The organism is Pontimicrobium aquaticum, assembly GCF_005047595.1.
Classification (GTDB): Bacteria; Bacteroidota; Bacteroidia; order Flavobacteriales; family Flavobacteriaceae; genus Pontimicrobium; species Pontimicrobium aquaticum.
On sequence record NZ_SUPL01000008.1, the window covers coordinates 27,055 to 52,057 of the forward strand.

At 32.5% G+C, this 25,003-nt stretch carries 17 protein-coding genes; 5 read left to right on the forward strand and 12 right to left on the reverse strand.

Annotated elements, in window-relative coordinates; genetic code table 11:
* Positions 1-45 precede the first annotated feature (45 nt).
* Positions 46-2,937 carry an MG2 domain-containing protein gene (locus E5167_RS13480; protein WP_169301433.1) on the forward strand — a complete coding sequence of 964 codons (2,892 nt, stop codon included), beginning with the start codon at positions 46-48 and terminating at the stop codon, positions 2,935-2,937.
* Positions 2,938-2,946: 9 nt separating this feature from the next.
* On the opposite strand, the gene lysA is transcribed toward E5167_RS13480, so the two are convergent.
* A complete protein-coding gene (gene lysA, locus E5167_RS13485; RefSeq protein ID WP_136844690.1) occupies positions 2,947-4,179 on the reverse strand; it encodes a diaminopimelate decarboxylase in 1,233 nt (410 codons plus the stop codon).
* A 207-nt stretch (positions 4,180-4,386) separates the two neighbouring features.
* On the opposite strand from lysA, the gene sucC reads away from it, so the two are divergent.
* The 3 genes from sucC (at position 4,387) to E5167_RS13500 (ending at position 6,847) form a co-directional block, all read left to right on the forward strand.
* Entirely contained in the window at positions 4,387-5,577 is a 1,191-nt protein-coding gene (gene sucC / locus E5167_RS13490) for an ADP-forming succinate--CoA ligase subunit beta (RefSeq protein WP_136844691.1), read from the forward strand.
* A 213-nt stretch (positions 5,578-5,790) separates the two neighbouring features.
* Entirely contained in the window at positions 5,791-6,135 is a 345-nt protein-coding gene (locus E5167_RS13495; protein ID WP_136844692.1) for a hypothetical protein, read from the forward strand.
* A 310-nt stretch (positions 6,136-6,445) separates the two neighbouring features.
* Positions 6,446-6,847 (forward strand): TerB family tellurite resistance protein, encoded by a 402-nt coding sequence (locus E5167_RS13500; RefSeq protein WP_136844794.1) that lies wholly within the window; start codon positions 6,446-6,448, stop codon positions 6,845-6,847.
* 19 nt (positions 6,848-6,866) lie between these two features.
* Here the strand turns inward: E5167_RS13500 and uvrB are convergent, their stop codons facing one another.
* The 10 genes from uvrB to E5167_RS13550 all read right to left on the reverse strand — a co-directional run bounded on the left by uvrB (position 6,867) and on the right by E5167_RS13550 (position 23,418).
* The gene (gene uvrB, locus E5167_RS13505; protein WP_136844693.1) at positions 6,867-8,870 is read right to left on the reverse strand and encodes an excinuclease ABC subunit UvrB; all 2,004 of its coding nucleotides are present in this window, start codon (positions 8,868-8,870) and stop codon (positions 6,867-6,869) included.
* Positions 8,871-8,888: 18 nt separating this feature from the next.
* On the reverse strand, positions 8,889-10,148 hold the full coding sequence (locus E5167_RS13510; protein ID WP_136844694.1) for a T9SS type B sorting domain-containing protein: 1,260 nt from the start codon (positions 10,146-10,148) through the stop codon (positions 8,889-8,891).
* An 82-nt stretch (positions 10,149-10,230) separates the two neighbouring features.
* Positions 10,231-15,060, reverse strand: coding sequence for a T9SS type B sorting domain-containing protein (locus tag E5167_RS13515; RefSeq protein WP_136844695.1), 4,830 nt, complete (start codon positions 15,058-15,060; stop codon positions 10,231-10,233).
* Positions 15,061-15,232: 172 nt separating this feature from the next.
* Positions 15,233-17,938, reverse strand: a complete 2,706-nt coding sequence (locus tag E5167_RS13520) for a T9SS type B sorting domain-containing protein (protein WP_136844696.1) — start codon at positions 17,936-17,938, stop codon at positions 15,233-15,235.
* A gap of 27 nt (positions 17,939-17,965) precedes the next feature.
* The gene (locus tag E5167_RS13525; RefSeq protein WP_136844697.1) at positions 17,966-18,790 is read right to left on the reverse strand and encodes an ABC transporter permease subunit; all 825 of its coding nucleotides are present in this window, start codon (positions 18,788-18,790) and stop codon (positions 17,966-17,968) included.
* Positions 18,791-18,805: 15 nt separating this feature from the next.
* Complete coding sequence (locus E5167_RS13530) at positions 18,806-19,702, reverse strand: ABC transporter ATP-binding protein (RefSeq protein ID WP_136844698.1); 897 nt, start codon at positions 19,700-19,702, stop codon at positions 18,806-18,808.
* A 100-nt stretch (positions 19,703-19,802) separates the two neighbouring features.
* A complete protein-coding gene (locus E5167_RS13535; protein WP_136844699.1) occupies positions 19,803-20,318 on the reverse strand; it encodes an IS1096 element passenger TnpR family protein in 516 nt (171 codons plus the stop codon).
* A gap of 37 nt (positions 20,319-20,355) precedes the next feature.
* Positions 20,356-21,372, reverse strand: coding sequence for a COX15/CtaA family protein (locus E5167_RS13540; protein WP_136844700.1), 1,017 nt, complete (start codon positions 21,370-21,372; stop codon positions 20,356-20,358).
* The gene (locus E5167_RS13545; RefSeq protein ID WP_136844701.1) at positions 21,356-22,783 is read right to left on the reverse strand and encodes a CCA tRNA nucleotidyltransferase; all 1,428 of its coding nucleotides are present in this window, start codon (positions 22,781-22,783) and stop codon (positions 21,356-21,358) included. The genes E5167_RS13540 and E5167_RS13545 overlap by 17 nt, the downstream gene beginning before the upstream one ends.
* A 74-nt stretch (positions 22,784-22,857) precedes the next feature.
* The gene (locus tag E5167_RS13550; protein WP_136844702.1) at positions 22,858-23,418 is read right to left on the reverse strand and encodes an L-threonylcarbamoyladenylate synthase; all 561 of its coding nucleotides are present in this window, start codon (positions 23,416-23,418) and stop codon (positions 22,858-22,860) included.
* Positions 23,419-23,497: 79 nt separating this feature from the next.
* On the opposite strand from E5167_RS13550, the gene E5167_RS13555 reads away from it, so the two are divergent.
* Positions 23,498-24,247, forward strand: a complete 750-nt coding sequence (locus E5167_RS13555) for a lipopolysaccharide kinase InaA family protein (RefSeq protein WP_136844703.1) — start codon at positions 23,498-23,500, stop codon at positions 24,245-24,247.
* 3 nt (positions 24,248-24,250) lie between these two features.
* Here E5167_RS13555 and E5167_RS13560 read toward each other — a convergent pair whose 3' ends face one another.
* On the reverse strand, positions 24,251-25,003 hold the full coding sequence (locus tag E5167_RS13560; RefSeq protein WP_136844704.1) for a glycosyltransferase family 2 protein: 753 nt from the start codon (positions 25,001-25,003) through the stop codon (positions 24,251-24,253).

The following is a 25,003-nucleotide window of genomic DNA, read 5'->3' on the forward strand; positions in this document are numbered from 1 at the left end:
TTGCGATTTAATGTAAGAAACTTTTATGATATAAAGATTATAGATATGCTTTCTTCAGCAGATGGAGATTTAGCAACGTTATGGTTTAAACCTCTAGAAAATGTCATTGCTCCAATATTGGATGCCGAAGTTGTTATAAACACAAAAACCTATGACGTCTTAAAAGTTTTAGGTACTGTAGTTAATGATCATTTAGAGTTCATAAAATTTAAAGAAAAAAATACATTTATTAAAAACTATCAGCTTTCTTATGAAATGGTTTTTAAAAAGACTTCCAATCAGGAATTATTGATTGATTATATAAAAATTGACCATTCCTTTGATTATTATAGGGATGATGCGTTTTTAACCCATGTTATATCTACTTCTGATTTAACATTTTTTGAGCAGTATAAGCCAGATAATTCAAGAAGGATTAGAAACAAGTTTTGGAGAAAAAGTGATTGGGAAGCATTAAACAAAATAGGTTATAATGAAGCTTTTTGGAGAAATAACCCTATTGTAAAACGCACACCAGTAGAAGAAGAGGTTATAACATCTTTCGAAAAAGACAATGCTTTTGAATCTATTTTTTTAAACACCAAGGAACAAATTTCGTTTATGCAAAGTAATTTACGAGGCGATCTTTTTATTGAAAATTTTGATGGATTACTTAGAAAGTATAATAATTATAACCCAGTAGAAAAGGTGTTTTTACATACCGATAAAAATGTGTTTGTTGCTGGCGAAACTGTATGGTATAAAGCTTATGTGGTTTTAGGCGAATACCACCAGTTTTCTTTAGGAAGTAAAGTGTTGCATGTAGATTTAATAGACTCAAATAATAAAATTATTCTCTCCCAAACCCATAAAATAGTGGAAGGTCATGCGCAAGGATATCTTGAATTACCTAGTAATTTGCAAACTGGAGATTACCAACTTAGAGCCTATACTAATTGGATGCGGAATTTTGATCAAGATTTCTTTTTCACAAAAAACATTAAACTATTAAATAAGGATAATGACAAAATAGAAAAATCTAATAGTCAAGAAGCTATCGATTTACAGTTCTTCCCTGAAGGAGGTTATGCAGTAAGTGGAATAAGCGGAAAAATTACTTTTAAGGCTATAGGAAGTGATGGACTTGGAAGAGATGTTAAAGGACAAATAAAGAATTCTAAAGGAAAAACGGTCTTGTCAATAAATAGTATGTATAAAGGGATGGGTTTTTTTAGCTTGAAACCTGAAGCTAATGAAACCTATACAGCTATTTTAGATGATGGTTTAAAGTTTGATTTGCCCCAAATACAAGATAAGGGCTATGTTATGGTTGTAGATAATTTAAATACTAGAAATATAAAAGTAAAGGTGCAAGCAAGTAATGAGTTACGAAACAAGCCATTTTACATTATTGGCACCATGAACAATAATAAACAATATCAAGGTAGATTTAAATTTAATACAGAGTCCGTTATTGATTTTGAAATACCAAAAAGTAAACTTGCTAGTGGTGTCTTAACATTAACCCTTTTTGATGAACAAATGCGACCTTGGTGTGAAAGAGCTATATTTATAAATAATAAAAATGAACTCACTATCGAAGCAGGGTTGAGTAAAAGTGATTTTAATAAAAGAGGCAAGTTTGAGTTAAAAGTGCATATTAAGGATTCTTACGGAGCACCGTTATCTACTAAGTTTTCTGTAGCTGTAACTGATGCTGATAAAGTTGAAAAAGATAATAAGGATGCAAATATTTTAACTCACTTATTGTTGCAGAGTGATATTAAAGGTCATGTCGAGAATTCAGGATATTACTTCAGTGATGATAAAAGATCTACAGCAGCTAAATTAGACTTAGTCATGTTAACTCATGGTTGGCGAAAATTTAACTGGGAAGAGCTTGATAAAATAGATTTTAATTCCCTTAAAGAATTTCCTTTTGAAAGAGGATATACTATTTCCGGAATTGCAACAAATATGCAAGATGTACCTTTAAAAAATAAAGCTTTGAAAATGATTGGCAAGTCTAAAGATGAATTAAAACTATATACAACAACAACAAATAATGATGGAAGTTTTAGAATAGAAAATGTTGATAATTCAGGTTCGGTTGAATTAGCATTTAACGCTTATAATACTAAGGATGAGGCTATAAATACCAAAGTAGTATTAGTAGATAAAAATAAAGAGATAGAGTTACCTGTGCCAAACTTTAAAAACCATAAAGGAGGTTCGTATAATAGCAAAGCAATGCCATTTTTTGTATATGAAGATGCTCAAATATTAGATGAAGTTCTAGTTAATGCTAAAAATAAAATCATTGAAAAACCTAAATATGCATCATCTCTTTATCATGTTGAACCCGATAATACTATATTGGCTGATAATAATAGAAACGGGAATATATTATACCATATTGCGGATGTCTCTGGTATTGATGTTGTTTTTTTGTCGAATCAAGTTGTTATAAGAGGAAACTCTTATGGGCCTTTATGGGTAATTGATGGTATGACGTTAAGAGAACCAAATGCAGATCTTAAAGTTCCAGATTATATTTATGGTATGGATATGTCTAATGTAGAACGTATAGAAATTATTAAAAGTGCTTATAAAGCTGCAGTATATGGTCCAAGTGGGAAATACGGTGTTATTGCAATTTATACTAAAACAGGGAAACTAAAACAAGATAATTCATTTACATCAAAACATTCTATTAATGGATTTTCAAAGTTTAAGGAGTTTTATTCTCCAAAATATGATGTTGACATCAACATGAGTGATTATTCAGATAATAGAACCACACTTTATTGGAACCCTTCGGTTAAAACAGATAAAGACGGTAACGCTACCATTATTTTTTATAATTCAGATATAACCAATTCTATTGAAGTTGATGTTCAGGCGTTAAGTGAATATGGAGCTCCAGGAGCTTATTTGAGTACTTTTAAAGAAAAATAAGTGGTTAGCTTACTTCTTAACCACCGATTTCTTCTTACTCAAATCAACTGTCACTTGATTTGCTAATAAGTCATCAAACGTTTCATGCTTTCTTATTAAATGCGCTTTGTTGTTATACCATAACACTTCGGCAGGTCTAAACCTTGAGTTATAATTACTAGCCATAGTAAAACAATAAGCACCTGCATTTTTAAACGCTAAAATATCGCCTTCATTTATCTCATTAATACGTCTGTTGTTTGCAAAGGTATCTGTTTCGCATATATAACCAACAACCGAGTAAAAACGTTCTCTTCCATCTGGATTAGAAATATTCATTATTTCATGTTGAGAGCCATATAACATTGGTCTAATTAAATGATTAAATCCAGAGTCAACTTGAGCAAACACAGTAGATGTTGTTTGCTTAACCACATTTACTTTTACTAAAAAGAAACCTGCTTCACTTACTAGAAACTTACCAGGTTCAAATGCTAGTGTTAATTCTTTACCATAGCTTTTACAAAATTCATTAAAGCGAGAGGTGAGTTTTTTTCCGAGTTCTTCAATATTTGTTTCAATATCTCCCTTTTTGTAAGGAACTTTAAATCCAGAGCCAAAATCAATAAATTCTAGGTTCTTAAAGTTTTTAGCTGTTTCAAATAATATTTCACTGGCATATAAAAACACATCAATATCTAATATGTCACTTCCAGTATGCATATGAATACCATTAATATGCATTTTGGTGTTTTCTACAATTCTTAAAATATGAGGGATTTGATGAATAGAAATGCCAAATTTAGAATCAATATGCCCAACTGAAATGTTTGTGTTGCCTCCAGCCATCACATGAGGATTTATTCTTATACACACAGGAATATCAGGATGTTTACTTCCAAACTGTTCTAATATCGATAAGTTATCAATATTAATCTGTACACCTAGTTTAGCAACTTCTTCAATTTCTTCAAGTGATACACCATTAGGAGTAAAAATAATGTTTTGCGCTTTAAAACCAGCAACTAAGCCTAATTGCACTTCTTGAATAGATACGGTGTCTAAACCAGACCCTAAATTCTTTAAAAATTTTAAAACCGAAATGTTAGACAAAGCTTTAGCAGCATAATTTATTTTTAAATTCTTTACATTAGTAAACGCCGAGGTTAATCGTTTATACTGCGATTCTATTTTATGTGCATCATATACATAAACAGGGCTTCCAAGCTCTTGAGCGATGTTTAATAGTTGCTCTTTTTTCATGGTGATCTTTATTATTTATGCCTCAAATATATTTTATTAGTTTCAATTATTAATATAACATCATAAAAATATTAACAATTAAACTATTTGTTAATTATTTAACATGTCTAAAATTTCTTATTCATAATACCTCCATTACTAATTAAAATATTAGTGTAATTAATAGCTATTATTTACATTTGCGCATCTTAAATTATTAAGCAAGTTATGAATTTACACGAATATCAAGGAAAAGAATTATTAAACAGTTTTGGCGTACGTATCCAGAGAGGAATTGTTGCGCAAAATGCTGATGAAGCAGTAGCAGCAGCTAAGAAATTAACTGAAGATACTGGAACCGGATGGCACGTTATTAAGGCACAAGTTCACGCAGGTGGTCGTGGAAAAGGTGGTGGTGTAAAATTAGCCAAAAGTCTTGATGATGTTAAAACTATAGCTAGTCAAATTATTGGAATGGATTTGGTAACCCCTCAAACATCTGCCGAAGGAAAGCGTGTTCACCAAGTTTTAGTAGCTGAAGATGTTTATTACCCTGGAGATTCTGAGCCAGAAGAATATTATATGTCTGTTCTTTTAAATAGAGGAAATGGACGAAATATGATTATGTACTCTACTGAAGGAGGTATGGACATTGAAACAGTTGCAGAAGAAACACCACATTTAATTTTTACAGAAGAAATTGATCCTGCTACAGGAATTTTACCATTTCAAGCACGTAAAGTTGCTTTTAATTTAGGTTTATCTGGAACAGCATTTAAGGAGATGACAAGATTTGTAACGTCATTATATACAGCCTATGTTAAATCTGATTCATCATTATTTGAAATCAACCCAGTTTTAAAAACCAGTGATGATAAAATTATGGCAGTTGATGCTAAAGTAACTTTAGATGATAATGCTTTATTTAGACATAAAGATTTAGCAGAATTACGTGATTTACGTGAAGAAAACCCAATTGAAGTTGAAGCAGGTGCATTAGGTCTAAACTATGTTGATTTAGATGGAAATGTTGGTTGTATGGTAAATGGAGCTGGATTAGCCATGGCGACTATGGACTTAATTAAACAAGCAGGTGGAGAGCCAGCAAACTTTTTAGATGTTGGTGGTACTGCAGATGCAGCTAGAGTAGAAGCAGCATTTAGAATTATTCTTAAAGATCCTAATGTTAAGGCTATCTTAATTAATATTTTTGGAGGAATTGTACGTTGTGACCGTGTTGCACAAGGTGTTATTGATGCCTATAAAAATATGGGGAACATTGAGGTGCCTATTATTGTAAGACTTCAAGGAACCAATGCAGATATAGCAAAAGAACTAATAGATAGCTCAGGGTTAGATGTGAAAAGTGCTGTTGAGTTTCAAGAAGCTGCCGACAAAGTACAAGCCGTTTTAGCTTAGTTAACATATACATATATATTTATTAAGAGTAGTGTAACACACTACTCTTTTTTGTTACATAATTTTGTAGTGTATTGAAACGCAGTATGTTAATTGAGTACTAATTAACGTTAAACATTAGTTAATAAACAAATAAATCTGTAACAATTGTTGTTTAAATACTGTCTATAAGACATCAATCAATTTTATTTAATCAATTTAAAACGAACAATTATGAGACAATTAAAAACATTACTGTTAGCTGTAACGTTAACTTTTAGCAGTGTACTTATAGCAAGTACAAATCCAGAAGACCCAACAAGTGAATTTTCAAAGATTACAGTTAATATTGAAAAGTTCCTTAAGAGTCCTAACTTTGATGTAAACCATGAAATGAAAGCAAATGTTACTTTAACATTGAACAAAAACAACGAACTGGTTGTTTTGTGTGTTGACTCTGAGGATGATAAGATGGAAGGTTTTATAAAGAGTAGGTTAAACTACAAAAAAGTAGCCGGATCATACAGTACCCTAAAAGGAAAATTTATTGTACCTGTAAGAATAACTACGAGAGGATAAATCTTTATTTGAATTAGTCAAAAAAACTCCTAAATTATATTTAGGAGTTTTTTTATGTTTTATAGGGTTACAAATTAGCTTTAAATAAGTGAAAAAAATGTAACGAATAACGAATAGTAGATTAATTTAGTATATCAGTTAATTGTTTTTAAATCTCTAAAAATCAATATTTTGTATATAAAAGACATATTAAGTCAAAAAAAACACGATAAAAAGACGTCTTTTTTTCGATGAGATACATTATATCTACGATTATAAAAGGACAATTATGCCTAATTTTATGAAATCAATAATTAATTCTCACTCAGCCATGATAAATCGTGTTGAAAAGTTAAGTTTGCTGTCCGAGATGATAGCATTCGCAAGAATTGATAATAGCTTAAAAGAAATAGAATATAATTTTTTACTTGGAGTTGCTAAGCAATTGGAAATTACGAGAGAAGATTTTGATTACCTATTAGATAATCCCGTTACACATATTCATTTAAAATCCCATAGTGAACGCATCGTTCAGTTTCACAGATTGGTGTTGTTAATGAATTTGGATGAAGAAGTTGCAGAGAAAGATCTCATAAGACTTCATAATTTTGGATTAAGAATGGGATTAGGTCACGAAGCCATTAATAGGGTTTTAGATTTAATGGAAAGTTTTCCTCATAAAATCATCCCTCCTGATTTCTTAATAGACATATTTAAAACTCAGTATAATTAAACAATACACTATAGAGCAACTATACTTTTAATTGATTCAGCTTGGTTTGATAAGCCTTAATTTCATCCCTCACTTTTGCAGCAAGCATAAAGTCTAATTCTTTTGCTGCCTGCTCCATAAGTTTGCGTTTTTCACGAATCTTTTTTTCTAGTTCTGGTTTTGTTAAATACTCACTTTCGGGTTCTGCTGCTTTTTGAGCTTCAAGTTCGTAGTAGTAAGTACTCACAGAGTTTTTGGTAAGTGCGTTATTCAGGCTTTTGTTTAAAGCTTTAGGTGTAATGTTATTGGCTGTGTTGTAAGCAATTTGCTTTTCACGACGATAATTAGTTTCGTCAATGGTTTTTTGCATGCTTTTGGTAATTTTATCGGCATACATAATAGCTTTTCCGTTAAGATGTCTTGCGGCTCTACCAACTGTTTGTGTTAACGACCTTGCCGAACGTAAAAATCCTTCTTTATCTGCGTCAAGTATTGTTACTAGAGATACTTCTGGTAAATCTAGTCCTTCACGTAATAGGTTTACGCCAACTAATACGTCGAATAAGCCTTTACGTAAGTCTTGCATAATTTCAACGCGTTCTAAAGTGTCCACATCACTATGTATATAACGTACACGAATTTGAATTCTAGCTAAATATTTAGTCAATTCTTCAGCCATACGTTTAGTAAGTGTTGTTACTAATATACGTTCATCTTTTTCAACACGTTGTTGTATTTCTTCTATTAAATCGTCTATTTGATTTAAACTCGGTCGCACTTCAATAATTGGATCTAACAATCCTGTTGGACGAATAACCTGCTCAACATACATACCATCTGTTTTTTGTAATTCATAATCGGCTGGAGTAGCACTTACGTAAATCACTTGATTCTGTAAAGCTTCAAATTCTTCAAATTTTAACGGACGGTTATCCATAGCAGCTGGTAATCTAAAACCATATTCTACTAAATTTTCTTTTCTACTTCTGTCTCCTCCATACATAGCATGTACTTGCGAAATAGTAACATGACTTTCATCTACCACCATTAAGTAATCGTCTGGAAAATAATCTAATAAACAGAAGGGTCTTGAACCAGGTTGCCTGCCATCTAAATAACGCGAATAGTTCTCAATACCAGAACAGTAACCCAACTCACGAATCATTTCTAAATCAAATTCGGTACGTTCTTTTAAGCGTTTAGCTTCTAAGTGTTTTCCAATTTCTTTAAAATAATCGTATTGCTTTACTAAATCGTCCTGAATATCCTTTATGGCATTTTGTAATACATCTGGTGAGGTAACAAACATATTGGCTGGATAAATGGTAAGCCTATCATATTTTTCGATGATTTCGTTAGTTTGAATATTGAAGGCTTCAATGTCTTCTATTTCATCACCAAAAAAATGAATTCTGAAAGCATCATCAGCATAACTTGGAAAAATATCTACTGTATCACCTTTTATTCTGAAGTTTCCATGATTGAATTCTCCTTCGGTTCTAGAGTATAAACTTTGTACTAATTGATGCAATAGTGTTGTTCTGGAAATTACTTGATCACGTTCAAGAGTGATAACATTTTTTTGAAACTCCACAGGATTACCAATACCATATAAGCAAGACACAGATGCTACTACCAACACGTCTCTTCTTCCTGAAAGCAAAGAAGAGGTAGTGCTTAATCTCATTTTTTCTATTTCCTCGTTAATAGAAAGATCTTTTTCTATATAAACTCCTGATACTGGAATGTAAGCTTCTGGTTGGTAATAGTCATAATACGACACAAAATATTCTACTGCATTATTTGGGAAGAATTGTTTGAACTCAGAATATAATTGTGCTGCAAGGGTTTTGTTATGAGCCAATACAAGCGTAGGACGTTGGACTTCCTCAACTACATTAGCAACCGTAAATGTTTTTCCTGAGCCTGTTACACCAAGGAGGGTTTGGTATTTTTCGTTAGAATTAATACCATTAGACAATTGTTTTATAGCCTCAGGTTGATCACCAGTTGGACTAAAATCTGATTCAATTTTAAAGCGCATATTACAAATCTAAAGTAATTACCTAACAAGCGCAAAATGCCCACGATATTCTTTTCCGTTAGCTAGTTTTGCCACAAACCAATAATCGCTCGAAGGTAAGAGTTTACCATTAAAAGTGCCATCCCAACCTATACTGTTATTGTCAAAAGATTTGATAAGTTTTCCGTAACGGTTAAAAATAGTAACTGTAGCACCTTGGTTAAATTGTGAATTCACGCCATACAATTGCCATGTGTCGTTAAAACCATCAGCATTTGGCGTAAAGAACTTTGGAAAACCTAATACTGAAATAACTTGTTCTACAATACCGCAACCATTTTTATCGCGAACATATATTGTATGAACCCCAGGGTTTACATTTTCAAAAAAGTTGCTATCCTGATATGGTTCAAGATTTAAGGAGTATTCATAATCGCCTTTGCCAGAAACCAAGACTGTGATTTTATTGTTTGTTGAGGCTTCTTCTATAATAATATCGTCAATTGTTGCAATGTTTGATGGCAACACAGTAATCGTTCTGGAGTTAGAACAGTTATTTTGGTTAGTAACCATGATAGTATAAGTTCCAATACTATTTACATTAATTGTAGGTGTGGTTTCACCTGTATTCCATACATAGGAGTAATTACTATTTTGCGGAATATTAATAGCACCATTATAAAGTGTTATAGTTGCTGGATAACCGTTAGGAATTTCAGGATGTACTGTGGTTACTTTAACAGGCTCTCTGGTGTTTGGTGCTACTGCAATGTTGGTGTATTGTTGTTGATTTGTAGGTCTAATTAAAAACCCAAACAAATCAGAGTATTGACAGGTATTAGGGTTGTTTTCTTGATATTCTTCTGAAGCAAAAATGTACCTAAAGCTAATTCTATCTGCTACTGCTGTAAATTCAAATTCTATAACAGTCGCATTAAGTGTGTTTTGCTCTTGAAGTTCATACTCTAAATCGGCATCACCAATCCAGTTAGGTGCATCATTATCACTTAAAGACTTATTGGGTCCTTGTACATTTGTTAGTCTTCCTGTGCTTAATACAATACCTCTTTGAAACGGAAAATTAGTTCCTGTAGCGTCAAAATAGCCATAGCTTTGGTCTGTATTGTTAAAATCACCACCAATAACGTTGGTCACTATCACATTTTCAATACAATTGCTGTCAATTAAAATATCCTCAATAAGTTGTTGAGGTGTGTAAGTAGTTGCATCTGTTTGAACATTTTGTCCAAACGTGATTCCTGAAATTATAAATAGAATAAATATGCTTAAATACTTCATCAAAACACAGTGGAAAGCAAATATAAACTTTACAAGTTAAAGTTGTGATGAAAGTAAGTTATATAAGATTTTGAGAATGGATTTATCGACGTAATGCAAAATGCCCTTTTACTTGAAACTCGACACCATTTTGTTTTACGTTAGCCACAAACCAATAATCGCTAGCAGGCATATTTAAGCCATTATAAGTACCATCCCAACCATCGGTTTCGGAGGTTAAAAAGGTCATTTGTTTGCCATATCTGTCAAAAATACTAATGGTAGTTCCTGTGAGGTGTTCCACACCAGAAATATGCCACGTGTCAAAATAACCATCATCATTTGGTGTCATAAATTTTGGTGTGTCGATAACCACAATTTCTTTTGAAATGGAAGCACAGCCATTTAAATCGATAATTGTTATGGTATGATATCCTAGTGCTACATTTTCAAACACATTTGAAGTTTGTGGTTCGCCATCATCTAGTACATACATGTAATTTCCTATACCACTAATAGTTACTGTTACATTGTTAGGGTCACTAAAGTCAATAGTTTCAGTGACTTCAATTGTTGCTTGTTCCGATTCTATAACATCAAATGCAGTAGTTGTTGTACAGCCATAAGGTGTGGTTACAGTCACCCAATATTGACCAATTTGCGATATGTCAATTTCAGACGTAGTTTCTCCTGTTGACCATAAATATGTATCTCCAGCAACAATCTCACCAGCTATGACAGTGAGCGGAAAATTATCTAAGCATATGGTTTGCTGCGGAATATCAACTACTGGTTTTCTGTGTACTGTTGTAAAAAAGGATGTGGTATCGTAGCAACCAGTGGTGTTGTTTTCAATACGAACATAGATTTCTTGACCATCCACAGCTTCATAATTTAGATTTGAAATAGCATATTCTCCATTTTGAGCATCACTACTAGTTTCATAATATGTTACAGTAAAAGTAGCAGGATTTTGTGTTCCTAATACAATTGCTGTTTGTTGAGATAAATCGAAGAACAAAGCAAAATCGTAGTCATCGTCGCACGACTCTAAATTTGGAGGCATGTTGGCTATTGGATTTGGATTTACAACTAAATTAAAAGACGATATTGCTATGCAACCAGTTATCGTATTTTCTGCTCTTACATATAAAGTTTGGTTTGACGATGTGTAATTATAGATGTTTCCTATACTATTTTGATTATTTTGCGCATCAATCATATTTAAATGATAGGTGATGGATAAGTTTGCAGTGTTGGAGAATAATAATTGAGTTGCCTCGCTTAAATTATAAGTATCAACATCATTATCACAAATTTCAATTGTAGGAACATTGTTAATGGTAGGAGGTAGGTTTACTTCTATTTCTAATGGAATAGAGACGTAGCAACCAGATATTGTGTTTTCAACTTTTACATAAACCGTTTGCGGATTAGTAATGTTGTTATACGCTTCAGGGTTAGTGATAGTATTGGTATTGGACTCTAAATTGTCTAAACTTTCAAAATATGAAATTGCAATTCCGTTACTTCTTATGTCTAATATTTCAAACTCTGACACTGTAAGATCGAAAGTTGATACACCATCATAATCAGTATCACAAGTTGTTAATGTTGTAGGCATGTTTACCGTTGGCACTTGTATCACGTTTAAACCAAATTCGGCAACAGCATGACAATAGGTGCCATTTTCAATTCTAGCATATATCTGTTGTGGATTTGTAATATTGGTATAAGTTCTATCAATCTCGTTTTGCATTGTTTCAGCATCAATCAATGATGTATAAAACGTAATGTTTAAAGTTTCGGGAATACCTTGTGATATTTCTAATGCTTTTTCATTGAGGTCAAACGTTTCGGTACCATCATTAGAGATGTCGTCACAAACAATAAAATTAGTTGGTGGGTTGAAAAGAGGTACAGCACCTACTTCAATAACAAATGACGATGTTCCATAACAACTTTGATCTGTATTATTTTCAACTCTTACATATATTGTTTGTGGACTGGAAGTGTTGGTGTAAATAGCATTTTTATCAATGATATTTGTTCTGTTAATAGCGTCTAGTTCGGTTTCAAAATAAAGCACTTGCTTGCCAGTTTGACCGTTTAAAATTTCGGCATCTTTTGTATTGAATATAAAATCAGCTCTTTGGTCACCATCAGTTTCACAATTTTGATAATTTGAAATAGCTGTAAATACAGGAAGTGTGTTTACAATTATATTGATTTCGGCAATTGCATAACAATCAGTTATATTACTTTCTACACGTGTGTAAATGGTTTCGTTAGTGGCGTTGTAAGTTGTTGTGTCTGTAATAGCATTACTATTGGTATGTAAATCGTTTAAACTATTGTGAAAACTAATGGTTAAGTCGGTAGTATTAGAAACAATACTAGGTATAATAGCATCTAAGTTTATAATAGAGTAAGCATCTTGATCGTCATCACAAATAATAATCTCTATTGGGCTATTAACTGTTGGAGCAGGAATAACATTTACATCAAAAGAAATAGTACTAAAACACCCACTTATATCATTGGTTACTCTTGCATAAAAGGTTTGGATACTTGTTGTATTTGTATAAAACTGTGGTAAAGCGTTTGAGTTGTTGTCAGCATCAGTTTGCGATAAATAATAGCGAACAGATACATCTGCAAGACCATTGTTTACAAAACTATCCAGCGAGTTTAAATCAATTGGTACAAAACCGTCATCATCAGTGTCGCAATAATCAATAGTAGCTACAGGAACCAAATTTACAGGAGGATTAACAATTAAGTTAATTTGTGATTGGTAACTGCAATTAGCATTCTCAATTTTAATAAATACTGTTTGCGGACTGTTACTAACTACATAAGGAATGCTTTGGTCTATTGGATTGACATTATTATCCATATCGTTTTGCGTTTCGTAAAACGTTATGTTTGTACTATCCAAATTGTTTACTATAGATAATCCGATAGCTTGTAAATCGAACGACTCTATACCATCGCCACTACTGTCATCACAGGTTTCAAAATCCTGTATTAATGTGCCTGTGTTTAGTAAATTGGTGTGAAGCGTAATATTTACAATTGAAAAACATCCTGTTGTATCGTCTTCTATTCTAATATAAACATTTTGGACGTTTGCCGTAATGTTTTCATAATTTGAGGCATTAGCTATAGGGTTAGTACCGTTAGTAGCATCAGCGTTTGAGGTGTGGAATGTTACGGTTACTCCAGTAAGGCCTTGTAATAAATCTGGAATAACTTCGGTAAGATCAAAAAAAGCAAATCCGTCGTCATCGCTATCACAAGCATTTAAAGGTGGTAAATTATGGTTTACAGTAGGTCTATCCATAACAATAACATCTATGGTTGTAGTTGTGGCACAATCTGTATTGGTATTGGCTACCCTTACAAATAATTGTTCCGATTGTTGGGTGTTTACATAAGGGGACGGAATGGCATTTATACCACTGTTAGCATCATTTTGTGTGTAATGATAGGTTACTACTAAGTTAGGGTTGCCCTGAGTAATCTGGTTGTCAGCTTGTGTTAAATCTATTTGTGTAGAGCCATCAGCAATAGCATCATCACATAATTTTATAGGTGTTGGATTAACAATATTTGGTAATGGGTTAACAACTAGGTTAAAGTTAGTATAGGCCATACAACCACTGTCAATATCTTCAACTCTTACAAAAATAGATTGAGGATTTGAGGTGTTTTGAATGGGATTGGTAATAGGATTCACATTGTTTTGAGCATCTATACTACTTAAATGATAAGTAATGTTATATGTTCCTGGATTGATAGCATTGCGTATTTCTGTATTTTTAGTAGTAAGATCAAAAACCTCAACACCATCTTCACTAGCATCATCACATAGTTCAAAATTCGAGATGTTTCCTATGGTTTGTTCAGAGCTTAAAGTAATTTGTACTGTGTCTTCAATAACACAGTTAGTAGTATTTAGAGGTATGGTTATCTCTACTCTATAATTTCCAGAATTGGTAACATTAAGAGTGCTATTTGTTTCGGTTGGTAATAATGTACCATTTTCATACCAAGCATATTGAGCTAAAGGGTTTTGAATGTCTCCATTAATGGTATAATTTTGAGCACAAGTATTAATATCTGGACCAAGATTTACGGTAGGGTTAAAACTATTTCCTTGAATAAATACTGCCGAATCGTAATTTTCATCATCTTGATCGGCAATGACTAATTTAATTCTATAAAGCACATTTGGTGTAATGTTAGCTGAAGCTGTTAGCACTGTTGTTCTACCATTATAATTAGTGTCTCCCATGTTATAACCATCAAAATATTGTTCGTTTTCTGGAGGACAAAAGCCTACAATTTCATCATGAACCGTGTTGGTGTTAACGGGAATATTTGTTCCGGGAATCAATGCAATGTTTGTATAAGGATTTGCTGTTCCAGCTTCCTTAATCAAAAATGCAAACCCATCGGAATAATCGCAAGGGAAGTTTCCAAAGTATTCTTCAGAGGCTAGAATGTAATTAAACTCAATTAGGTTTGATATTGATACAAAGTCAAACTCAATAGATGTTGCATTATGTGTATCGGTAATACCGAGAGCGGTTTCTAAATCAGGATCTGTTCCCCAAGTTAATTCACCTTCATTTAAAATATTGATATTGGTTGTATTTCCTGCTGAATTGGCATTTCCTGTTGAAAGCATAATACCATTCTCGAAAGGAAAGTTAGAATTAGCACGTTCAAAGTAACCAAAACTAGAAAAACCATTAACACTCCCATTTACAGATGATGATATATTGGTTATCTCTACACAGCCTTCTGCTAGATTATTTTCAATTAAAGCTTGAACAGATTGAGAATTATCAACTGAAATTCTTTGTGAATATGCTGAATTGCATAATAGCAAACATAGGAGGGAAGCTAAGTAGGTTATTCTCATTTCTAAGGTTTATTAATAGCAAAAAAAGATTTGGGTTTTTTAAGCTACTTATTGCGATTTAGATTTAGATGGTGAAAATAGAAATAAAATAGATAAAATACAAAATAATATCGATTAAATACAATATTGAATACGAAAAAGACTACAAATCAAAAATAAACTTATACTTTTACTAACGTTTTAATGTAAAGTGGCTTTTAAAAATGCGCCCATCTTGAAGTTTTACACGGAACCAATAATCACTGGATGGTAAATTTAAGCCATTAAAGGTACCATCCCAACCCTCTCCTTGTGGGCTTAGCTCTTTTAATAACTTCCCATAACGATCAAAAATGTATATAATGCTTTCGGCTTGAGAAGGATCTGTAATTCCATAAATTTGCCAAGTATCGTTATAACCATCTCCATTTGGAGTAAAGAATTTTGGAAAACCAATTACAGCAACAGTATCTTCAATAACTCCACAATTGTTTTTATCTCTAATAAAAACAGTGTGAAACCCTGGAGCAACATTTTCAAAAAGATTACTGTCTTGGTAAGGATCACCAATGTTATCTAAGGCAAATTCGTAATCGCCTTCACCAGATACCAAGACCGTAATAGTATTATTTGCTCTGGCATCAGCGACTTCAATATTTTCAATAGTTGCAATATTTGATGGCAAGACTGTAATAGTTCTTACTTTATTACAATTATTGGCATTTGTAACAGTTACGGTATAGGTTCCAGGTTCATTCACCGAAATTTCTTGAGTGGTTTCGCCAGTTGACCACAAGTATGTAAAATCACTAGGAACATTGTTTACTAGTCCAGAAGTTAGTGTAATAAGTTGCGGATAAAAATTTAAGCAATAGATGGTTTCAAACGTATCTTCAATATTTGGTAATTCAAGCACCACTAGTTCTATTTCAGAAATCCCGAAACACGCATTATCGTTTTCAACTCTAGCATAAATGGTCTGATTGTAAGGAATCGTATTTACAAAGTTGTTTCCTAATTCATTTTGTTCTAATAATGAATCTTCATAGGTTAGATAATATTTTACAGTTAGCGTGGTTGGTAAACCATTAAGAATATCGTTGTTAGCTTGTGTTAAATCAAAATTGTAAAAGCCATCTTCGTTTTCATCATCATCACATTGTGTCAATTTAGCATTATTAGCATCAGTTGCAGTAACATCTAAATAAAGTTCGGTTATTGTGTTACAACCAGTAAGGGTATTAAATACCTTAACATATACTGTTTGTGGATTGGTAATGTTGCTGTACGATGTACCATTAATATCATTTTGTTCATTTTGGGCATCTAATAATGATTCGTAAAATTTAGTCGATCTGTTTGTGGCTCCTCCAGTTAAATCGTCATTAGCTTCAGTTAGATTAAACAATGTAAATCCATCAGGATTTCCATCTTCATCGCACTGAAATAAGCTGGTTGGAAAAGCTTCTGGATTTGTAGAATATGTTACATATGCTTCGCCCTCAATAGCACAATCACCATTGTTTGGTTCTATGTATAACTCGTAATGTCCGCCTTGAGTAATGTCTAAAAAATAATCTGTATTTGGTAGCACCACTCCATCTCTAGACCAAGTATAAGTAGCTCCAAGTAAATCATCGGCTTCAAGAGTGTAATCTTCTCCTTCGCATAAATTAAGATTGGTAGTACTTACTTGGTTTCGAATAATGTCTATTTGAGTATTAAATAAAGACTGAATAAAAGGTGGCAATCCTTGTGATGAGTTGTTTGGTGCTAAACTTACAGCATTGTGTTGGTAATTACATGCAGCTCCAATATTATTTGGATTGTTTATGACACCTAAATAAGGCACTCCCTGGGAGTAGGTAGCCGATAATGCTCTATATATTTTACCATTTGGACCTAATTGCAATCCACCTCTGTAAAGTGCTCTATCGTCCACAGTAAATTTACTTGCTTGAATGTCTGCCGCATTTAAATTAAATTGTGAAAGAGCTGAACGATGATTGGCTGGATTATTACTTTCTTGAGGGTTACTTGGGTCGAAAAAATCATTTGAAGAGTGTACATATAGTAACTGGCTGTCTGGTGAAAACTCTACACCATAAGGTTTTTGTGTGGTTGTATTTAAGGTGAGCCTTTTTTGGTTGCTAACGATTCCAGTATTGGTATCGAAGTCGTATATATATAATCCATTTTGAACATTGGCACTAGCTAAAATATTTCCATCAGGTGATAGCTTTAAATACCCTCTTTTGTCATTTACATATAAGTCGTTAAAAGTAGAAACAACCGAGTTTATATTAACACCAGTATTATTAACTTCAAAAGCATGGTACGAGTTTATTGTTCCCTCACTGCCATCAGCTGTTGCAAGCGTCACAACCCAAATAGATTTTGTAATACAATCCTTAAGAACAGCCGTAATTTTTTCGGAGGAATATGCTAGTAAGTTTGTGTTTTTTCTGGTAACTCTACCTAAACCACCTGCTAGGGTCATATCTACAACAGAGTAGTTTAAGCCAAAGTCGTTACCGTCAAGGGCGTTATCAACAGTAAATATGTAATAAATGTTTTCATCGTCAGGTTTTGGTACTATGATGGCAGATTGAGTACTGGAAGAGTCTCCAAATAGCCCAGTACCATTTTGCATTACTTGGTGATTTTTATTAAATACTATTGAACCATCTGTGTAAAAAAGTAAATTCCCATCTTCATCAGAAATTGACGCAGATCCTTCATTAGTGTTTAAGGCTCCTCCACCAAGAGAACTGACTGTGCCATTTGACATATTAAAATTAACACTCGCTCCATAGCCAAAATACCAATTGGCTGCTTGATTTTGAGCACCTAAATTGAAACAAATTATAAGGGATAGGATTAATAATAGTTTTTTCATTTATAAGCTATGTAGCTCATAAATATATTATAAATCCCGTTTCTTTAATAATCTATACGATAAAAATACGAATAAAGCTGTCCAACCTATAACAATAACAATCTCATACCAATGCACTGCATAGTCATATGCTAAGCTTTCTTTATCAGGGAACTTAGACATAGCTATACGTTGAAAAGGTTGTTTTATAAGGTTATACATTGATTTTAACGGAAAGAAATTTTGAATTTTCTCAGCAATGTCAACATTGGCTTTCCAAGTAATCAATCCAAAGATTATCCATTCCAAAATAAAGTCAACAAACAAAAAGGCTAGAGCAAAAGCAGATCGTTTTGCCAGCATTCCTAAGAATAGACAAAAAGAGAAAAAACCAACTAATTTTACAAAGTAACCTAGTAAATATTCAGTCTCTGAAAGTATAATACCAATTTCATTGTAGCTAGAATAATATAATCCTATAAGTAATGATATTAGCGTTAAGAGTATGGTTGCCACCAATGAAAAGAATACAATGGTGTAAAATTTTGATAGGATAAATTCCTTTTTGCTCAACCCATCTATTAAATTCTGTTTGATGGTTTTATTGCTGTATTCGTTACCTATCATACTCACCACTACAATGGCAAAGAAAAATTTAAATTGTGCTGCAAAAAAGGTGGTTATATGCCAAATTATTGGAAAGTTGTAAATTCCTAATTCTCCCAATTCTAAAGTAAAAAAACCAAAAAAGTTGATTTTAATTGACGATAAAATAAGAACTGTAAAGGGCAATATAAATGATATAAATATGAGAATTTTACTCGTTCTGTTGAGTAATAATTTTTGTAATTCTAGTTGTAAAAGACGTACCATGATTTTTTTGATTGATTAGTTGTTGTCGGTTAATTGAAGGAATTGTTCTTCAAGGCTTTCTTTACGTTTCACTAAATGTGATAGCGTAATGCCTTTTTCGAACATTAATTTGTTAAACGTTGATGCTTCCATAGGGTTGTTTAAAAAAGCAGTAATTAACTGATCTTCTATTTTAATTTTTCCGAAGGCTTCATCGTTTTCCAGAATAGTAATTAACTCATCATGTTTGTCTGTTTTTAATTCGAAGAATCCATGGCTAGAAATCATTTCATCAACTCGACCTGAATACAATTTTTCACCTTTACGTAATACAACCACATGCGAACATACTTTTTCAACTTCATCTAAAAGGTGTGAGGCTAACAAAATGGTTGTACCATTATTAGCAATATCTTTTATGATTTGTCTAATTTGGTGTATTCCTTGAGGATCAAGACCGTTTGTAGGTTCGTCAAGAATTAAAATTTCAGGATCGTTTAATAATGCCGAAGCAATAGCCAAACGTTGTTTCATACCTAACGAATAGGTTTTAAACTTACTGTTTTTTCGATCTGTTAAACCAACAATTTCTAGTTTCTCATCTATTTTAGTAAGGTCAACGCCTTTTATTTTGCATACCAACCTAAGATTGTCGTAACCTGACATGTAAGGGTAAAAGTTAGGGTTTTCTATGATGGCTCCAACTCGTTTTAGGGCGTCGTGTGTAGTAATGTTCCCATCAAACCAATGAAAATCTCCCGATGTTTTATTTACAACATTTAAGACAACACCTAAGGTTGTAGATTTGCCGCTTCCGTTAGGTCCAAGAATGCCATAAACATTGCCTTTGTTTATTGTAAAAGAAAGATCCTTAACAGCAGTTAAGTAACCAAATTTCTTAGTAAGGTTATTAATTGTTAAAATAGATTCCAAAATGTATATGATTGATTAGTTATATACGTATGACGATAAAAGACTAAAGTTGTTACAAAGCTTTTATAATGAAATCTAAAACTTTAATTAAAAAGAAGGATTAATTCCAGTTTTCATTAAAGTCAAGGTCTTCGTAATCATCAACATTTAGGTCGTTTCCAAATTCATCAAAATTATCAGAGTCATCAACTTCAAAAGACTTTTCTGGTGCTTCGGTTGGAATTTGCCCATGTACGTACATAAGGTTTGGATAGTCCACACCTTCAGCTACTTCAACAATTTCACCAAGTTCAACTAAAAAGGTCCACATACTAAAAAAATCGTAAACATAGATAAGTTTAGTATTGTCTTTATTTACTATATCTTCTAGTAGGGTTTCATTCATGAGCTTAACAGAATTAGTTCCTTCACTCATATCGAATAATGATATTTCTTCGCCTTGATTCCACTCGTCATCACTTCTGTAAAACGAAGCCATTTCTGTACCATCGAACCCGAAAGATTGTGTGATGGTGTTATGTAAATCCTCTAAAGTATCTGTTTTTCTTATTTCGATATCTCTAAAAATATCGTCTTCAGTATCGTTGTCAAGAAGGACTCTAAATCTATAAATCATGAATTATTTATCTTGGTGCAAATTTATTTAATTTTTTTTATTTACTAAAGCGGTGTAATACAAATGTCATTGTAGTAAGCAATAAAAATGCACCTATTTGATGCGCTACACCTAACCATACTGGAACTTGTAATATTATGGTTAGCACACCTAGTAAAAATTGTAGTCCAACCATTATTAATAGAACATTAACACCATTAGCTTGATCTTTATTTAAATTTAATCTTCTGGTTTTTTTCCAAACCATAAAAATTAAAAGAACAACTACATAAGCTAGCATACGATGTATAAATTGTACACCGCTTTTACCTTCAATAAAATTTTTCAGAAAAGGTGATTGCTCGATGTAAACGGTTTCGTGTATAAATTTGCCTTCGCTCATCATTGGCCAATGATTATGGATGAAGCCAGCATCTAAACCAGCTACAAAAGCACCATAAATAATTTGTAAGATTAACACGGCAAGTACAAATCGTATAAAATTCCGCAATTTTTTTTCTACATTTTTTTTGTTTGGATAGATAATATCTAGAGCCACCCAAAATGTGTAGGCAAAGGTTATAAAGGCAGTAATTAAGTGTGCTGCCAATCTATAATGGCTTACATCTGGTCTATCAACCAAACCGCTTTTTACCATATACCATCCTAAAAAACCTTGAAAACCACCAAGTGTTAAAAGGAGAATTGCCTTTTTTATAGTTGGTTTTGTGAGTTGTTTTCTAATGAGAAAATAGCCAAAAGGAATAATGAATACTAAGCCTATAAAACGTCCGATGACACGATGCAACCATTCCCAGAAATAAATATCTTTAAAGTCCTGAAGTGTAAAGTGATTGTTAAGTTTTTGGTATTCGGGATATTGCTTATAAAGGTCGAAAGCTTCTTGCCATTCAAGGTCATTCATTGGTGGAATAGTGCCAGAAATAAGCTTGTAATTAGAAATTGATAATCCTGAATGTGTGAGTCGCGTTATACCACCAACGACCACCATTACAAAAATTAAAAAACACCCAGTTAGTAACCAGTAAAATACTTTTTTATTGTCCTTTTTCATGTGTTTTTAAACCTAGTTTAGCTCCTTCTTTGAGCATTAAATTATAAGCGGCATCAAATTCATTAGGAATATCGCCTTCTAAAATAGCTTCTTTAATAGCTTCTTTAATGACACCAATTTCTTTTGAAGGCTTTAAATTAAAAGTTTTCATTATTTCTTCACCAGAAACTGGAGGTTGAAAATTCCTTACATGGTCACGTTCTTCAACTTCTACTATTTTTTGCCTAACAATTTTAAAGTTGTTATGATACTTTTTAAAGCGTTTAGGATTTTTTGTAGTAATGTCTGCTTCGCAAAGTGTCATTAAATCATCTACATAATCACCTGCATCAAAAACCAATCTTCTTACTGCCGAATCGGTAATGCCATCTTGTGCTAATACAATAGGACGCGAACTCATTAAGACCATTTTTTGAACAAATTTCATTTTGTCATTTAATGGCATTTTTAGCCTTTTAAATAAATGATATACCATTTTTGAACCTTGAAATTCATGACCATGAAATGTCCATCCCACTTTTTTACTAAACTTTTTTGTTGGTGCTTTACCTATATCGTGTAGCAATGCAGCCCATCGAAGCCAAAGGTTGTCAGTATGCCTTGCAATATTGTCAACTACTTCTAAAGTGTGGTAAAAATTATCTTTATGTCGCTGCCCTTCTACTTCATCTATGCCTTTTAATGCTGTTAGTTCAGGTAAAATAAATTTTAGTAATCCTGTTTTTTCTAACAAAAGAAAACCTGTAGATGGTTGTTTGCTTTCTAATATTTTATGTAGTTCGGTAACTATGCGTTCTTTTGTAATGATTTTTATACGCTCATTATTTCTTGTAATAGCGTTTAGCGATCGCTTCTCTATTGTAAAACTTAATTGTGTTGCAAACCTTATGGCACGAAGCATTCGTAAAGGATCGTCGCTATAAGTGATGTCTGGATCTAAAGGTGTGCGAATTATTTTATCTTCAAGATCTGATACACCATTAAAAGGATCTAATAGTTTACCAAAATGGTTATTGTTTAAACTAAAAGCCAATGCATTGATGGTAAAATCACGACGATTTTGATCATCTTGTAAAGTACCATTTTCTACAATAGGATTTCTACTATCTTCGGAATACGATTCTTTTCTAGCACCAACAAATTCAATTTCTAAATCTTCAAACCTGAGCATTGCCGTACCATAGGTTTTAAATATTTGAACTTTTGGATTATTAGGTAAGTTTTTTGATACTTGTTTTGCAAGTTCAATACCACTGCCAATAGCTACAATATCAATGTCTTTATGTGTACCTCGATTAAGAATGTAATCTCTTACAAAACCTCCAATAACATAAGCATCTAGTTGTAATTCTTTTGCAGATTTAGAGATGATTTTGAAGATAGTATGCTGTAAAGCTTTTTTGTAGCTCATAAATTAAATTTCAATAATCAAATTCAAAATTCCAAGGTAAAATGTTTTGGAATTTAGTGTTTGAAATTTTCTTTTTATTGTCTAATAACTTTTACCATTCCTACGCCACTTAATTTAATAATTGATGAGGCTTTTGAGGATTTTTTTTTGCGATCCAAATTTACAACATAGTCCACACCTTTTAAAATATCAGAGCTTATTTCTGAATAAGATTTTGGAGAAGGCGCATTGCTAATATTTGCAGAGGTCGAAACAATAGGTTTTCTAAGTTTTTTAATGAGCTGATTACAAAATGTATTTCTAACAATTCTAATGGCTAGCGTATTATCTTCGGCTATTAAGTTTTCGGCAACACGCAAGGGCCTGTCATAAATTACTGTGGTTGGTTTATTGGCGTATTTTAAAATATCGTAAGCCACTTCTGGCACTTCTTCAATATATTGGTTGAGCATATTAAAATCGCTTACCAAACAAATCATCGATTTAGATTCTTCACGTTGTTTAAGCTCATAGATGCGTTTTACGGCATCGTAATTTGTAGCATCACAACCAATTCCCCAAATGGTATCGGTAGGATACACAATTAAACCTCCTTGTTTTAAAACCTGAACTGCCTTGTTTACTTCTTCAGTCATTACTAGAATAATTAAAAAACTTTTTGGCAAAGTTAACATTAGTTTTCTACTTTGTTTTAAAACTTTGTATTATTGCTGCATGATTAAGCACTTTCATAAAAAGTATTTGCCACAGCAAGAAAAAGTTGATGTTTTTATAGATACATTTAGCACTTCTGGAAAGCTGTTTGGCAATCAAAAAAGGAATTCAATTAAATTATTTGAACTAGACAGCCAAATAATTAATATAAAGTCTTTTAAGGTTCCAAATATGTTTAACAAAATTGCATATAGGTTTTTAAGAAAAAGTAAAGCACAACGATCTTTTGAGTATGCTATGAAACTGCTTGATTTGGGTATTGGAACACCGCATCCAATAGCTTATTATGAGTTTACTAATGGCATTTTTTTTGGAAAAAGTTTTTATTTGAGCGAACATGTTGATTGTGATTTAACCTATCGTGAATTAAATAGAGATTTGAATTACCCTGACCATGAAAATATTTTAAGAGCATTTACTAAATTTACGTTTACGTTACATGAAAATAACGTGTGTTTTTTAGATCATTCTCCGGGAAATACACTTATAAAAAAAGAGGGTGATAATTATAAGTTTTATTTGGTTGATTTAAACAGAATGCAATTTAAGTCAATGTCTTTTAGTGAGCGAATTCAAAACTTTGCTAGATTAACAGATAAAGAATCTATAATTAAAATTATGAGTGACGAGTATGCAAAATGTATTGATGCAGATTCTAGCATGGTTTTTGAAAAAATGAGACAATATACTTTAGAATTTAGAGAACGTATTAAAAGAAAAAAGCGGTTTAAAAAAATAGTTAAATTTTGATAACTACCGCCTTCCTTTTCTAAGCAACCAAAGTTTTACATAACGCATAAATACCACATAACCTTGTATGTAACCAATGGTTAATCCAACTAAACCATCTCTAAATCCACCTTGGATGATATAGTGTTTAAAAAATCCCCAAAAAGGTTTTATAACAAAATGATAAGGTGTTAATTTTCCTGTCTTTTTATCATAATCTTTAGCTTGCCACCAAGCATAGCGATTCATTTTTTCGATATACGCATCAAAAGTAGTATATGTGTTGTGATATAATTTGTTTTTAAGTAAGCCAATTGCTCCATCAGCAATAATTTCAGCATGCACCTGCTTGTCTTCATACCTGCATAAATCACGCTTAAAAAGTCTAATAACTTTATCGTTACGCCAACCACTAAACTTCACACTTTCACCCATAAAATGGTTGTTTCTTCCTATCCAATAGGCTACATTATTTGAAGGGTTGCTAAGCACTTGTTTTATTTCTTGTTCCAGTTCAGGTGTGACACGTTCATCGGCATCGACCAACAAAATCCATTGATGTGTTGCTTGAGGAATAGCCCAGTTTTTTTGAGAAGCGGAATATTGATACTCTCTTCTTATAACCTTATTGGCTAGTTTTTGAGCTTTTTCAAAGGTACCATCAGTACTAAAACTATCTACTACTAATATTTCATCAGCAAATTTCACTGAATCTATAACAGCTTTAATATTATGAATTTCGTTACCAGTAGGTATTATGGCAGTTAGTTTTTCCAT